The organism is Yoonia sp. BS5-3, from assembly GCF_038069655.2.
Lineage (GTDB): Bacteria > Pseudomonadota > Alphaproteobacteria > Rhodobacterales > Rhodobacteraceae > Yoonia > Yoonia phaeophyticola.
In genome coordinates this window covers 2,220,000-2,234,479 of the sequence record NZ_CP150951.2, presented here as the reverse complement: position 1 = coordinate 2,234,479, position 14,480 = coordinate 2,220,000, and the positions used below count along the sequence as shown (strand labels likewise).

13 protein-coding genes are annotated in these 14,480 nt (G+C 54.4%); 9 read left to right on the top strand and 4 right to left on the bottom strand.

The features are described 5' to 3' along the window. Positions 1–218: 218 nt before the first annotated feature. The 3 genes from AABB29_RS11260 to AABB29_RS11250 are packed head-to-tail and all read right to left on the bottom strand — an operon-like array spanning position 219 to position 4,189. Complete coding sequence (locus AABB29_RS11260; RefSeq protein WP_341366817.1) at positions 219–755, bottom strand: chemotaxis protein CheD; 537 nt, start codon at positions 753–755, stop codon at positions 219–221. Positions 756–762: 7 nt separating this feature from the next. Beyond that, the gene (locus tag AABB29_RS11255; protein WP_341366818.1) at positions 763–1,758 is read right to left on the bottom strand and encodes a CheB methylesterase domain-containing protein; all 996 of its coding nucleotides are present in this window, start codon (positions 1,756–1,758) and stop codon (positions 763–765) included. A 49-nt stretch (positions 1,759–1,807) separates the two neighbouring features. After that, complete coding sequence (locus AABB29_RS11250) at positions 1,808–4,189, bottom strand: methyl-accepting chemotaxis protein (protein WP_341366819.1); 2,382 nt, start codon at positions 4,187–4,189, stop codon at positions 1,808–1,810. A 376-nt stretch (positions 4,190–4,565) separates the two neighbouring features. Here AABB29_RS11250 and fabB point away from each other — a divergent pair, with 376 nt between their 5' ends. From fabB to AABB29_RS11235, 3 genes are all read left to right on the top strand, one after another. Beyond that, positions 4,566–5,795, top strand: a complete 1,230-nt coding sequence (gene fabB / locus AABB29_RS11245; RefSeq protein ID WP_341366820.1) for a beta-ketoacyl-ACP synthase I — start codon at positions 4,566–4,568, stop codon at positions 5,793–5,795. Positions 5,796–5,799: 4 nt separating this feature from the next. Further along, positions 5,800–6,591 carry an enoyl-ACP reductase gene (locus AABB29_RS11240; protein WP_341366821.1) on the top strand — a complete coding sequence of 264 codons (792 nt, stop codon included), beginning with the start codon at positions 5,800–5,802 and terminating at the stop codon, positions 6,589–6,591. A gap of 175 nt (positions 6,592–6,766) precedes the next feature. Beyond that, positions 6,767–7,870 carry an Imm7 family immunity protein gene (locus tag AABB29_RS11235; RefSeq protein ID WP_341366822.1) on the top strand — a complete coding sequence of 368 codons (1,104 nt, stop codon included), beginning with the start codon at positions 6,767–6,769 and terminating at the stop codon, positions 7,868–7,870. A 320-nt stretch (positions 7,871–8,190) separates the two neighbouring features. Here the strand turns inward: AABB29_RS11235 and AABB29_RS11230 are convergent, their stop codons facing one another. Next, positions 8,191–8,625, bottom strand: coding sequence for a peptidylprolyl isomerase (locus AABB29_RS11230; RefSeq protein WP_341366823.1), 435 nt, complete (start codon positions 8,623–8,625; stop codon positions 8,191–8,193). A gap of 130 nt (positions 8,626–8,755) precedes the next feature. Between AABB29_RS11230 and AABB29_RS11225 the strand changes: the two genes are divergently transcribed. Genes AABB29_RS11225 through AABB29_RS11200 form a run of 6 tightly spaced genes read left to right on the top strand, consistent with a single transcriptional unit; the run spans position 8,756 to position 14,468 of the window. Next, a complete protein-coding gene (locus AABB29_RS11225; RefSeq protein ID WP_341366824.1) occupies positions 8,756–9,433 on the top strand; it encodes a haloacid dehalogenase type II in 678 nt (225 codons plus the stop codon). Beyond that, positions 9,433–10,251, top strand: coding sequence for an alpha/beta fold hydrolase (locus AABB29_RS11220; protein WP_373636506.1), 819 nt, complete (start codon positions 9,433–9,435; stop codon positions 10,249–10,251). Before AABB29_RS11225 ends, AABB29_RS11220 begins: the two co-directional genes overlap by 1 nt. Beyond that, a complete protein-coding gene (locus AABB29_RS11215) occupies positions 10,248–11,219 on the top strand; it encodes a threonine/serine dehydratase (protein WP_341366825.1) in 972 nt (323 codons plus the stop codon). The genes AABB29_RS11220 and AABB29_RS11215 overlap by 4 nt, the downstream gene beginning before the upstream one ends. Further along, a complete protein-coding gene (locus AABB29_RS11210; protein WP_341366826.1) occupies positions 11,216–12,415 on the top strand; it encodes an endonuclease/exonuclease/phosphatase family protein in 1,200 nt (399 codons plus the stop codon). The genes AABB29_RS11215 and AABB29_RS11210 overlap by 4 nt, the downstream gene beginning before the upstream one ends. After that, positions 12,408–13,205: a 3-oxoadipate enol-lactonase gene (pcaD, locus tag AABB29_RS11205; RefSeq protein ID WP_341366827.1), complete on the top strand. Its 798-nt coding sequence runs from the start codon at positions 12,408–12,410 to the stop codon at positions 13,203–13,205. Before AABB29_RS11210 ends, pcaD begins: the two co-directional genes overlap by 8 nt. Before the next feature lie 45 nt (positions 13,206–13,250). After that, entirely contained in the window at positions 13,251–14,468 is a 1,218-nt protein-coding gene (locus AABB29_RS11200) for a TCR/Tet family MFS transporter (protein ID WP_341366828.1), read from the top strand. Positions 14,469–14,480 lie beyond the last annotated feature (12 nt).

Genomic DNA, 14,480 nt, shown 5'->3' with positions numbered 1-14,480 from the left:
TCCCTTCTGCCGAACGCTAAAAGTAATAAGAGATATCCCCGGCAAAAGATTGAATGCCATTGAAGCCCCAGCCCTCACGGCATCAGGACGTAGCTACAATTTGAACGCACCCGCGACATTCATCTCGTTCGTTTCCAGCTGGCAGCAACCACGACGGAAAGTTCCAATCAGACGCCGAGTTTAGCTTCAGGTACCAGAGCGGCGGTCTACCCGCTATCCTAGAACATTGTAATATCCGCAGCTATTCCAGCTTCTGATGGCTTTTCTGTCTGGACTTCTGTGGGTAACACAAAAAGCATCTGCGCACTGCCCGTAGTTGGAACAAATCTCACCCGCCTCGCCTTTGTGCCTCCCAGACTTTGGCCAAGGCAAGGGATACCCTCTGTATTGAGGAAGTTGATCGCAAAATCACCGTTTTTTTTGCCGATATCACTAGCAAAATTTGATACGGCGGCCCCTCCGAAAACTTTGCTTTGCAAACAGTTCCGACGCGCACCTGCGCGGACCAGCCTGTTTATCAGCATCTCCATCGCATATGCTCCATATTTGATAGCATTGTGATCTCGGCCTTCTGCCAGCAGGAAGTGGTTCATGCCTCCGACCTTCATTTCTTCATCCCACATACAAACAGCAACGCACGAACCCAAAATGGTCGTCAGCGTTACAGTTGGGTCGTCAGAAATCTCAATGGACCCCTGAATGACAGTTATATTACGCGACATGCTTCCATTCGTCGTTTCGGTGCCGTAAGTCACTTTTTATTTACCTTTCAGCTTCGGCCAATAGGCCCGAACCGATATCTTTAAGAGGCAATTGCCGCATAGCGGCGCCCATCGACCATGCCGCGCCTGGCATGCCATAAACAACCGAACTTTCCTGATCTTGCGCGACTGTCCTAGCACCGCCATTTCGCAATGCCAGCAAACCTTGGGCACCGTCCTGTCCCATACCGGTCAAAACGACGGCAACAACCTCCCTCGCGTATGGGACCGCCGACAAAAACAGCTTATCAACTGACGGCCGGTGACCTGACATTGGTGGGTCGTAGTTAGGCTCTAGGTTGGATTTACCTCGATCGGTAAAGACTGCGTGATGGTCAACTCCAGCAATGACATGGACCGTACCTCGTTCCAAAGGCATCTGCGGTGTATAAGCGCAGACATCCGCAGCACACGATCGGTTGAGAACAGCAACAAGCCCCCTGCCAAAACCTTGGCTCGTATGCTGCACGACAACTGTTGGGGGACAATCGATATCAAAATCTGAGAGAACGGTTTTCAAAGCATCCACACCACCAGTCGACGATCCTATCAAAATCATACGTTTGTAACATCTTGCTGCAGCGGGCCGTTTCGAAACAGTGGGCAAACTTGCATTTTGCCGCGCCAGAAGAACAGACCTCAATTGCGCTAGGAAAAGGTCTTCTTTGCCGTCCAAAGCAACCGGAAACAGTCCTGCTTTGCTCTCTTGGAGGCCAATTTGCCCATTGAACGAGCTCCTGTTCACGCTACCGAATTTCATCCAACGAACATCAAGTGCCCGAAACAAGGTCACGATGAGTTCAAAGTCTGCACTTCCGCAAAGATCCTCCGCGATGAGTACCATATTGGGCGGGTCATGCTCCACCTTATTGAATAGCTCCATCAACCCAGGAACATGAGCCACAATTCTCAGGCCGCCGGCCTTCCTAAGCATCTGTTGAACACGACGCAGGTCTTCAGCATACGGCGTTGCGATGACTATCTTTGCCGTCGGCACTGCTACGCTCCCCTTTCAATACTGATTTTCTCAAACCGCTAAATAAAAGTCAGAAATCGATCCAATCGCCTTGGGCAACCGCGACATTCATTTGCCCGCCTCCCGCGTGTTGTTTGTTTGCAGCGGCGGGAACCGGGTCAAATTCGACCACAGACGGTGCTTGAAATTCCACGTCCGGCGTTTCCTTTCCCCTCATGTCTCCGCCGGTGTCGAAACTGACAACATTGGTCGATTTGCCAGTATCAAACTTATCGACCAACTCCTGAAGTCGTGTCGCATCGGTCCTTAACACGTGGCTGGCTGCAGTCGCTTGCTCAACCATCGCCGCGTTTTGCTGTGTGACTTGATCAAGTTGGTTGACCCCAATGTTAATTTCACCCAGACCTATGGCCTGCTCAGCCGAGCCAGTCGAGATACTGCGGATCAACTCGGAAATATGCGTAACCCGTTGAACAATGTTGCCGAGTGCTGTTCCAGCGCCACCAACAAGTTCTACGCCTTTTTCAACTTGTTTTTCACTCCCGCTGATCAGAGCCTTTATCTCTTTGGCAGCTTCGGAAGAACGTTGCGCCAAGGCACGTACCTCAGAAGCAACGACGGCGAAACCTTTACCCGCCTCACCAGCGCGCGCGGCTTCTACTCCCGCATTCAGGGCCAGCAAATTAGTCTGAAATGCGATGTCGTCGATGACACCGATTATTTGTGAAATGTGTTCTGACGATTTCTCAATTTCGTTCATGGCAGCAATGGCGTCACCAACAATTTTGCCGCTTTCTTCGGCTTCAGCTTGCGCTTCGGTGACGATGTTTTCTACCGATTTGGCTCCATCGGCGGCGGATTTCACGCTGGCCGTCAATTGATCAAGTGCAGCGGCCGTTTGTTCAAGAGTTGCCGCTTGGTTTTCTGTGCGGTTTGAGAGGTCGTCCGAGGCTTGACTGATCTCGTTTGCACCATGCTGAATGCTGCCTGCGGCTTCTACCACATGTGAAATCGTCCGGTTAAGCGTTTGAACTGTATCATTAAAGTCTTTGCGCAAGCTATCATACTGCACGCTGAATTCTTGATCGATTTTTTTGGACAAATCGCCATCCGCCAGTCCCAAGAGGCTTCGGCGTAACGTGTCCAAAACCTCTTGTTGTTCAATCTGTGCGTGTTCGCGCTGCCGTTCCTGTTCGGCCGCAATTTCTAGCTTGGATTGAAAGTCCACAAGTGTACGTCCAATATCGCCGATTTCGTCTGGCCGCTTCGTGGCCGAAACAGTCAACCCAAAATCACCATCTGATATAAGCCCCATTTCGTGGCTCAGATTTTTTAGCGACGCCGTGACAGTGCGGATATAGGCCCATGCAAGCGTGCCCATGACAGCAATCAGCAAAATCGATACGATCACAATCCAATTGCGCTGTTCTCGCAGATGAGCAAATATTTCAGACTGCGCCTCCTCGGCAACCAGAGCGTAGGAGGTATCCCCCAAAACGACTGGTTGGGAAATCGTCATGACGGATGGGTCCGAGAGACCTACCGCAGCGTCGAGATACGCCGTTTCTCCGCGTAAGGCCGCAGCGATATGATCTGTAACAGGAATTTGCTCGAAGGCGCGGGCGCTGTCTTCGAACCGACTGCCAATCACCATGTGACCCGCACGATCGACAATAAATGTCTCTGCGGTTTCACCAAGCCCGTTGGGATCGTTCAAAATTGTCTCAAATTCACCAACGTTGATTTGTACGATTAAGACACCGATGAATTGGCCAGAAGCGTCATAGATCCGTGCCGACGCAAATGCCGCGACGGCACCGTTGCTGGGGGCGTAAGTATCAAAGGAAGAAAAACGCGTCGTATCCCCGGCTTGATCAACTGCTTGTTGGAACACTCTACCGATGCCAGAGTCGGCCAATGCACCACTGATGACATTTTGTCCAAAATCACTCTCCTTGAAGACCGAGTAGGCGATGTTCCCATCGGTATCCACAAGCAAGACATCATAGAAATGATTGATTTCATTGACGTTTCGCATGAATTCGTGATACCGTGCGTGAATTTCATGATAAGGATGCTCGCCATCAGCACGATCAAGGTTTTGCCGTTCACCGGCAGCGTAAGGGCTACGTGTCGTGTAGTCTTGGCGAATGTCCTCTCGTGCCGTTTCCGGAAGGGCGCTCCAGATTGAGGAAAAATCAATCATCGCTGCAGCGGCGGACGGACTGCTGGCAACTGTCTGCGTCAAACGCGCGATTTGATCAAACCAGGCCTGCAAGCCGTCAGCGCGGCTTTCAATAAGTAAGTTCAGCTTTAGCTGCGCCTCCTGCTGCGCGGCTTCGCGACCACCGAAATAGGTCAGCGTTGCCAAACACAGCGCAACCGCTGCTATCACAGCAGCGACGAAAGCCGGGAGCTTTATTGACAGTCTATTCAACTTCGACAGCGACATAATTGAACCTCAATCGGTAGTAGGGGCGGACATCGCACCCGCTTAAAACCGACAAGTCCTAAGAACTGGTTCACGGTGCCATAGCTTACGAACGAGTGGCCGCAGACCGCCATCAAGCACAATAGGGAATATAGATTGCTGGAATTGGCTGAGTGCTCTCGCATCGGTCTCGATCTCAGCGGGACACAAAAATCACAAAAATTCGGGCATTATGACACCTTTAGTCATCGTTTGGATAACGATTGCATCGACACATGCGCCGCGCAACCAGCAATAATGCGTCTTAGACCAGGTATGAATGCGTGAGATCACCACCAGACTTGCCCCCTCGCCCGGGCTCGCCTAAACACCTCTTGAAACCACGAGAGGAAGCGTCATGCGCCGTGTTGTTATTACGGGTTTGGGGATCGTATCGCCCATTGGAAACAATGCGGCAGAGGTGACCGCTTCACTAAAGGATGGAAAGTCCGGAATCGAAGCCAGCCCAGAGATGGCCGAACACGGGTTCCGCAGCCAGGTTGCAGGCACCCTGAAAATCGACATCAAAGAACATGTCGATAAACGCACCCTGCGTTTCATGGGCCCGGGCGCGGCCTACGCGCATATTGCGATGAGCCAAGCGATCGCCGATGCGGGCCTCGACGAAGACACTGTTTCTAACCCGCGCACCGGGCTGGTGGCAGGCTCGGGCGGGCCGTCTACCTCGGCGATGCTCACGGCCCACAACATGGTGAAAGACACAGGCGCGACAAAGCGGATCGGGCCATTTGCGGTGCCTAAATGCATGTCTTCAACGATCTCGGCAAACCTGTCGACAGCTTTTAAAATCAAGGGGATCAACTATTCGATCACATCGGCATGCTCTACCAGCCTGCATTGCATTGGCAACGCGGCTGAGCAGATCATGCTTGGTAAGCAGGACGTGATGTTCGCAGGCGGCGGGGAAGAGCTGGACTGGACGCTCTCCTGCCTCTTCGATGCGATGGGTGCGATGTCTTCGAAATACAATGATACGCCAGAAAAAGCTTCGCGCGCTTTTGATGCGGATCGCGACGGTTTTGTCATCGCAGGCGGCGGCGGGATTGTGGTGCTGGAAGATCTGGAACACGCGCAAGCACGCGGCGCCAAAATCTATGCAGAGGTCACCGGATTTGCCGCGACATCAGACGGGCACGACATGGTCGCCCCATCCGGTGAAGGGGGCGAGCGGGCGATGCGACTCGCGCTTGAAACATTACCCGAAGGACGCAAAGTCAGCTATATCAACGCTCATGGCACCTCGACCCCTGTGGGCGATGTGGGCGAGGTTGAGGCCGTGCGCCGCGTCTTTGGACAGGGTAGCACACCGCCGATCAGTTCGACAAAATCTATGACAGGACACAGCCAAGGTGCAACTGGTGCACAAGAAGCAATCTATTGCCTGTTAATGTTGCAGGATGACTTCATCGCGCCTTCCATTAACGTGGAAACGCTGGATCCGGCCCTAGCTGCGGCTGAAATCGCAACAGCCCGCGTCGACAACGCGGGGCTGGATACTGTGATGACCAATTCGTTTGGGTTTGGCGGGACAAACGGATCAATGCTGCTTTCAAAGTTCCAAGGGTAAATTCATGACACTTTCAATGAACGGCAAACGGGGCCTGATCATGGGCGTCGCCAATGAACGGTCGATTGCATGGGGGATTGCCAAAACGATGGCAGAGGCTGGTGCTGAGCTGGCCTTTACCTATCAGGGCGAAGCATTTGGCAAACGGTTAGAGCCATTGGCGCAATCCATCGGGTCCGACTTGATGGTCGATGTCGATGTGACCGATGACGCAAGCATGGATGCGGCCTTTGCCTTGCTCAAAGATAAATGGGGTAGCCTCGATTTTGTCGTGCATGCCATCGCGTTTTCGGACAAATCAGAATTGACAGGCCGGTTCATCAATACCAGCCGCGACAATTTCAAAAACTCACTCGCGATCTCATGTTATTCTTTCATCGACGTGGCAAACAGAGCCTCTGAGCTGATGCCAGAGGGCGGTACCTTGCTAACGCTGACCTACCAGGGCAGCAATCGGGTGACACCCTTCTACAATGTGATGGGCGTTGCCAAAGCAGCACTGGAAAGCACCACACGCTATCTGGCCAACGACCTGGGGCCACAAGGCATTCGTGTGAACGCGATCAGCCCCGGGCCGATGAAAACCCTCGCAGGCGCAGCCATCGGCGGGGCGCGCAAGACTTACAAACACACAGAGCAGAACACACCGATGCGAGCCAACGCAACATTGGAGGCCGTCGGTGGCACAGCCGTCTATCTGGCCTCCGACGCCGGTGCCTGCACGACGGGCGAAATCATCCGGGTCGATGGGGGCTTCCACGTCTTGGGGATGCCGCAGCCAGATCATCTGGTTTGAACCTGGAAGGCGGCGTAGTTTTCAAACGCTTAGTCCCGACACGATATCTGCTGTGCGGACAAACCGCCATTTCGCTGCGGCTGCGCCAATGGCGGCTAAGGAGATGAGATAAGCTAGGCAAAAGCCTTTCTCTGCCTTACTGCTTCTGATGCAATTGTTTGAGTCTGGATAGGAAGTGATTGAATATCAGGGTTGGGCCACGATCCGAGAGGCGTATCGCGAAGAGGATGAGGACGACGCCGTACTCGACGCTGTCTGTGCCGAAGTAGCGGAACGGATTGAGGAGCTTGCAAAGCGCCATTGGTGCGAAGCCAGCTTTCGAAACATCAATGGCGCTTGGAGGCTCTTTGTCATGGGCTGTCGTAACCACGCAGGCGGAGACTGGCCTGATGTGGTCGCGCTGTTTGAGTGGATCGCAGCAAAGGCGCCGGGGTCCTACGGCATTCTGTCCTGCCATGACGATGAAGATTCAAATGGACGGGACAATGAGTTTCAGGTGTTTACGCTGCGCCGCGGAGGCCTCACGCGCAGCCATGATCCGTACTTGTCACCCTATTTTCCGATGGTGGAGGAACCGCCGCAAGAATCCCGTTACTTCAATGAAACGCTTGATCAGGCTTTGATCCGCGAAATCATACGACCTATGAATTTACGTGACCTCGGAAAAAAACGCTATGCCCTCGACATGTTCTGGGACTACCGGATGGAAATTCAGGTGGGTGAGGCCTTTGCGTTTGATGACGAGGAGCCCGAGGTCTCCGTCTATTTGACGCTTCATTGCCCGCGATACGGGCAGGTGATGGATGCGCTAACGGCCCAGTGTCCGGATATGACTTGGGTTATGAGCGGTAAAAGAAAGAAAGGAGGCTGGGGTGATGTACTGCGACTTGGCCAGGTGGATTTCTACAGACACGAAGGCCGATTCCACGTCACAAGCTTCAAGGACCATAAAGGAACACTCAGAAGAGAACGGTTCGACGTACGGACTCAATTTGAGCGTCTTGCAGCCATAGACCAACCCAATCAGTTCCTTGAGGAATATTCGTTTGGGCTGAGCAAACAGGTTCTAGCGACGCTGGATAGTTGCTGGCCCTACCTATTCTTATGCACAGATTGCGGGATGTCCCCAGCAGAGGTGTTGGATTATTTTGAAGATCCAGATTTCGCACAGACAAAGAAAGCTTGGCGTTTGAAGGTGCCACTAGATACCGCGCATGTGAAAGACATGAGGGATGTGTTTCTACCATTTGTTCAGCCGGGGACGGGTAGCCAAGACTGACAAACTACCGCTATCGTGTGCAGCTGGACCGGACTTTCGCTGCGCCGTAGAAACTATGCAATTCGGGCTCTAAGCTGCCGTTCACTGCAAGATACAAGACGCTACCCCCGGATCAGTCTCGGACCTGACCTCAAAATTCATCTGACAGTAGGCACCACGCAACGCCCGCAGTATTCATCGGGGTGCGTGCGGAAATTTGTACGTACAGGTTCTGTACGCATTTTGTACGGGTTCCATACCGGCGAAATCGCCACAGAACCCAACGTTAACAGACGATTCGCGCGCCCACTTGCCCTGCCATCGCAAAAGCAAACAAACGGTTAACCCGCATCAATCCCGACAATCTCGATGGCGAAGGTCAGATCCTGTCCCGCCAGTGGGTGATTGGCATCAAGTATCACTTCTGTATCCGTCACTTCGGCAACCGTGACAGGGACCACCTGACCTTGAGGCGTTTGCATTTGTAATTGGGTGCCTGGCTCAATTGGGATATTGTCTGGAATTTCGCCGCGCGGGACCGCCTGGCGGGCCGCCGGGTTAAGGTCGCCATAAGCGTCAGCGCAGGGCACATTGACCGTCTTTGTATCGCCAACAGCCATTCCAGCAATTGCAGCATCAAGACCCGCAATAATCTGACCTGACCCGAGCACAAACTCCAGAGGATCACGCCCTTCGGAACTGTCAAACTGCTCGCCATTTCTCAGGGTGCCAGTGTAATTCATTCGGACGGTATCGCCTGCTTTTGCCTGGCTCATCGCATTCATCTTTCATGTTTGGATCATGGCGTTGTGTGACGCTACGCCTGCCTTGGGCACAATGCAAATGGCTTTGCCTCTTTTCGGCTTCGCCCGCCCATGACACAGTGCCCCAAAACAGGAGGTAGCAATGCCGCTGACGACCTATGTATTTGATGCCTATGGAACACTCTTTGATGTGGGCGCCGCAGCGGCGCAGGCCGCACAAGAGCCGGAACACGAAGACCTCAGAACGACTTGGCCTGCGGTGGCGCGGGATTGGCGGCTTAAGCAATTGCAATATACTTGGCTGCGGGCGGTGGCCGATCAGCACTGCGATTTTTGGCAGGTCACGCAAGATGGGTTAGATTGGGCGCTTGAGGCCAATGGGTTAAGCAGCCCGCAGACCCGTACCCGTTTGTTAGAGCTTTACTGGGAATTGGCCGCCTACCCTGAAGTGCCCGAAATGCTAGAAACACTGAAAGCACGGGGCATGACGACGGCGATTCTGTCGAACGGATCACCAGACATGTTATCAGGTGCAGTATCGTCCGCCGGGATCGGATCTTTGCTAGACGACGTTTTGTCAGTGCAGGATGTCGGCGTCTTCAAGCCGGACAGGCGGGTTTACGACATGGTCGGCCAACGCTTTGGATGCCCGCCAGTTGACGTCTTATTTGTTTCATCAAACGGGTGGGACGCGGCAGGTGCGGCGAGCTATGGGTTTCAGACCGCATGGGTGAACCGAGCGGGTGAACCCATGGATCGACTATACGGCACACCCCAACATGTCTTGCCTGACCTGACCACCATACCGGAGCTTCGCTAATGCCCTTCTTTCAAACCTCGGATGGTGTCAATCTGCATTACCTTGACGAGGGCACCGGCACCCCCATCATCGCGCTTCCCGGCCTGACAAGGAACGCCGCCGATTTTGATCACGTCGCCCCTCATTTAACGGGGCGGCTTATCCGCCCCGATTATCGGGGGCGCGGGCAATCAGATTGGGCAGATCACAGCACCTATACAGTTCCGCAAGAAGCGCGGGATATTTTGGAACTCATGGGTCATCTGAAGCTCGAAAAAGCCGCGCTGCTGGGCACGTCTCGCGGCGGGATCATTGCGATGATGCTAGCTGCCACGGCCCATGACCGGCTGCTTGGTGTTGCACTGAATGATATTGGGCCCGTGATTGAAGAAGCCGGGCTTGATGTCATCATGGATTATATCGGGCACAACCCGGCACAAAAAACCTATCAGGAAGCGGCCGAAGCCCGGGCAAAACTTTGGACCGATTTCACAGATGTGCCGATGGAGCGCTGGCTGGCCGAGGTTCGGGGCCAATATCGCGAAACCGAACAGGGTCTTGTCATTCGTTACGATCCAAAGCTGCGCGATGCCATGATTGCGGCCAGCGCAAGCCCAACACCCGACCTTTGGCCGCTTTTTGATGCGCTTGTTGGCCTGCCGCTGGCGCTGATACGCGGCGCAAATTCCGACCTTCTAAGCGCGCAAACGGCAGAGGCCATGCGCGCACGACGCCCGGACATGATCTGCGCCAACATACCCGGACGCGGGCATGTGCCCTTTTTGGATGAACCCCAAGCGCTCGATGCGCTGAGACAATGGCAGGAAAACTACGCATGAATATCGATATGATCCGGGCCGCTGCCCAACGCATCCAAGGCCATGCAAGGCGCACTCCGATCCTGACATCCCCGTTTCTGGATGAAATTGCGGGCCGCCGGGTCTTTGTGAAAGCTGAATGCCTGCAACATACCGGTTCATTTAAATTTCGCGGTGGCTGGTCAGCTGTGTCAGCCCTGACTGACAACGCGCTGAAGACCGGGGTTATTGCCTTTTCCAGCGGCAATCATGCGCAGGGCGTCGCGCTCGCAGCGCGCGAACATAATACCCCGGCGGTCATTGTGATGCCCAGTGACGCACCTGCAGTCAAAATCGCAAATACCCGGGCCTTGGGGGCCGAAGTGGTGCTTTATGATCGCGGCACTGAAGACCGGGACGAAATTGGCGCGCGCCTTGCGAATGAAAAAGGTCTGACCCTGATCAAACCTTTCGACGAGCCCCAGGTCATCGCAGGGCAAGGCACCTGCGGGCTGGAGATTGCAGAGGACATGGCGGGCTTGGGCGTCACCCAGGCAGATGTGGCCGTTTGCTGCGGCGGGGGCGGGCTGACCTCGGGAATTGCGCTTGCATTGGCGGCAGAAGCGCCCGGGCTGCGGGTCCGCCCCGCCGAGCCGGAAGGGTTTGATGACGTGACCCGATCGCTGGCCAGCGGACAGATTGAGCGGAATACCCGGCTAAGCGGTTCGCTTTGCGATGCGATCATCACACCGCAACCGGGCGATCTGACCTTTCCGATCATGCAGACCCATTGCGGACCGGGGATCGTGGTCAGCGAAGATGAATGTCTGCGCGCCATGGCCCTTGCGTTTGAGCGGCTGCGGATCGTCGTCGAACCTGGTGGGGCGGCAGCGCTGGCTGCGGCACTTTTTCACCCTGGCACCTTTGAGGGTGACGCTGTTATCGCCGTCGCTACTGGCGGAAATGTAGATGCCGCCGTGTTCGCCAAAGCCTTGGAGACCTTGTCATGACCCGCTTCACCATCGCCAGTTTCAACGTCAAAAATCTGATTGATCCCGAACAAGAATATTACCGGTTCGAGGAATACACACCCGAAGAATACGCATGGAAACGGGCGTGGTTGTCAGACCAATTGCTGACAATGAATGCCGATATTGTGTGTTTTCAAGAGATCTTTACCGAGGCCGCACTGCGGGACGTGATTATCGAAACCGATGAACTGGGACTTGCCGCAAATCAGGCGAATATTCCGGACAGATCAAAGCGTTACGCGCGCAAGGCGATTTTCCGAAAACTGGCTTATGAACCTTACACCGAAGCGGCGTTAGCATTTGCTCCAAACAGCTTTGATGGCGGTCCCGGGCAGCGGCGGCCCGGCGTTGCAATCCTGTCGCGTTTTGGGTTCGAAGGACAGCCAGAGATCATACAGGATTTACCGGAAGCATTGGATGTCCCCTTTAGCGACCTTGATGGTAGCGATGGCGGAACCTACCAGATCAAGCGGCTCAGCCGTCCAATCCTAAAGGTTAAAATCCCTGTAGATGACCAGGTGATTACGGTCTTCAATTGCCACCTGAAATCCAAGTTGGGCGAATTCCCAAGAAACCCTGATGCGCCCTTTCCGCCCGAGGCTGATCTGGTCAACTATGATCCGGCTGGTCGGGCAATGGGGTCACTTCGGGCAGCGCTGCGGCGTATGGCCGAAGCATGGGTTCTGCGCCGCGCCATTCTTGCTGAACTTGAAGCAGGCAATCCGGTCATGGTGCTGGGTGATTTCAACGACAGCGAACACGCGGTTAGCTCTGAAATTTTGACGGGCGAAGCCCCGTTCAAAAACTATGCCTGGATTCGGCGACACGACGCCAAAGACCGGCGGGATCGGTATTCCGACGCGGAAAATGAGATCATTCAGGAAAAGATAAATAGGGTCCGGCTTTATTCGGCCGAAAAGCTCTTTGTAAAGAAATCCTTGCGGGACATGGTCTACACATCTGCCTTTGGCGGGGTCTTCGAAAGCATCGATCAAATCCTGATGTCGCGTCATTTTCTACCAGAATTTACGGGCAAAATAGGCGAGATGGAATATTTTAGCGTGCTGAACGACCACTTGACCGATGGCTCCCATCCCGAGGCGCCTTATAACAAGCTCGCCTCTGATCATGGGCAGATCATGGCACATATGGTGATCGGTGATCCCGATGGATAAGGTCACGCGCAGCGGCGTGACGTTGCATATGGATATCCAAGGGCCCGAAGACGGTGCACCAGTGGTCTTTGCAAACTCGCTTGGAACCAATCTGCATATGTGGGACCCGATCCTGCCATTTTTGCCCAAGGGTTTGCGGATCATCCGCTATGATAAACGCGGCCATGGGCGCTCTGATGTGCCCAATGGGCCCTATACGATGGGGCAATTGGTCGGCGACGCCGAAGCGGTTTGCGATGCAGCGCAGGTCAAAGACGCGATGTTTGTCGGGCTATCAGTCGGCGGGATGATCGCCCAAGGGCTGGCTGTGAAAAGACCGGATCTGATACGCTCGCTGGTATTGTCGAATACGGCAGCCAAGATTGGCACACCGCCCTTGTGGCAAGACCGGGTCGATACGATCACCGCCAAAGGTCTGCCCGCCCTTTCAGACATGATCATGCGGCGATGGTTCAGTCGTGATTTCTACGGCAGCGCGGCGATGTCGAACTGGCAAACCATGCTGGAAGCAACGCCGCAAGAGGGATATATCGGGGTGTGCCATGCCATTGCTGGCACGGATTTTTTTACGCCAACCAGCGGACTGCGGGTACCTACTTTAGGCATTGCAGGGGCTGAAGACGGGGCGACGCCGCCTGATCTGGTGCGCGAAACCATTGATTTGATACCTGGATCGAAATTCACGTTGATGCGCCGCGCGGGTCACCTGCCCTGCGTCGAAGCACCGGAAATATACGCCAATCACATCTATAATTTCATTGAAGCGACCGGACATTTGCGACACGTCTGAAAGCGCCCCTTTGCAAAGTGAACTGAACAGTTTAACTGCGGATCGATGAATAAACGCCTTGCCCTGACATTTATCCTGATTTCCGTCATGCTGGATAGTATGGGTATCGGCCTGATTATGCCGGTAATGCCCGATCTTCTGCAAGAAGTCGGCGGCAACGGGCTGGGGCAAGCCGCCATCTGGGGCGGGACGCTGACAACGATCTTCGCGGTGATGCAGTTTCTCTTTGGACCGACAGTGGGGAACCTGTCTGATCGCTATGGCCGCAGACCCATCTTGATCATTTCGCTTGTGATCATGGCTTTTGACTACGTGTTGATGGCCTTGGCCCATACGATATGGCTTCTGATCATCGGGCGGATTATTGGGGGTATTACGGCAGCCACCCAATCAACTTCAGCTGCCTATATGGCCGATATATCTGAACCACACGAAAAAGCCGCGCATTTTGGACTGATCGGTGCGGCCTTCGGCGTTGGCTTTGTACTGGGGCCGATCCTTGGCGGGGTTTTGGCCGAATTTGGGACACGCGCACCTTTCTGGGGGGCGGCATTTCTAGCTGGGGCGAATGCGATTTTCGGATATTTCATCCTGCCAGAGACTGTCACGAACAAAATGAGACGGCCGTTTTCATTGCGGCGGGCGAACCCATTTGGCGCGTTTAAGAATATCGGCAGATTGCCGGGGCTCAAACGACTCATGCTGGTCAAATTTGTCTACACGGTCGCGTTTTTCGTCTATCCGGGCGTCTGGGCCTATTTCGGGGTTGCACGATTTGATTGGGGCCCGGGCATGATCGGCCTATCGCTTGGGATATTCGGAATCGGCATCGCGATCGTACAGGGGCTGTTGATCAAACCAATCATAAACCGGATCGGCGAACGCAAGACCGTGCTCCTGGGGCTGTCCATCGACGTTTTGGCCTTCACCTTGATTGCCATTGTGCCCATTGGCTGGGTCGTGCTTGCCCTGACGCCACTGGCAGCGCTTGGCTCTATCGCCGATCCGGCTTTGCAAGGGATCATGTCCCGTACGGCATCGGACGACCAACAAGGTGAGCTGCAAGGCACGCTGACCTCGCTTAATGCGGTTGCGACAATTGTTGCGCCTCTCATCGTTACACGGACTTTCTGGTATTTCACGGACGGGGATGCCCCGATCCATCTGCCGGGTGCACCTTTCTTGCTGTCTGCGATGCTGACGATCTTTTGTATTGCAGTGTTCCTGCAAACACCGCGACCACAGCGCGCAAAGACCTCCTAACGTCGCGTTCAG

Coding starts and splice junctions, on each gene's coding strand:
- AABB29_RS11250 (WP_341366819.1), bottom strand. CDS start 4,189: ATGTCGCTGTCGAAGTTGAATAGACTGTCAATAAAGCTCCCGGCTTTC.
- fabB (WP_341366820.1), top strand. CDS start 4,566: ATGCGCCGTGTTGTTATTACGGGTTTGGGGATCGTATCGCCCATTGGA.
- AABB29_RS11240 (WP_341366821.1), top strand. CDS start 5,800: ATGACACTTTCAATGAACGGCAAACGGGGCCTGATCATGGGCGTCGCC.
- AABB29_RS11230 (WP_341366823.1), bottom strand. CDS start 8,625: ATGAGCCAGGCAAAAGCAGGCGATACCGTCCGAATGAATTACACTGGC.
- AABB29_RS11225 (WP_341366824.1), top strand. CDS start 8,756: ATGCCGCTGACGACCTATGTATTTGATGCCTATGGAACACTCTTTGAT.
- AABB29_RS11220 (WP_373636506.1), top strand. CDS start 9,433: ATGCCCTTCTTTCAAACCTCGGATGGTGTCAATCTGCATTACCTTGAC.
- AABB29_RS11215 (WP_341366825.1), top strand. CDS start 10,248: ATGAATATCGATATGATCCGGGCCGCTGCCCAACGCATCCAAGGCCAT.
- AABB29_RS11210 (WP_341366826.1), top strand. CDS start 11,216: ATGACCCGCTTCACCATCGCCAGTTTCAACGTCAAAAATCTGATTGAT.
- pcaD (WP_341366827.1), top strand. CDS start 12,408: ATGGATAAGGTCACGCGCAGCGGCGTGACGTTGCATATGGATATCCAA.
- AABB29_RS11200 (WP_341366828.1), top strand. CDS start 13,251: ATGAATAAACGCCTTGCCCTGACATTTATCCTGATTTCCGTCATGCTG.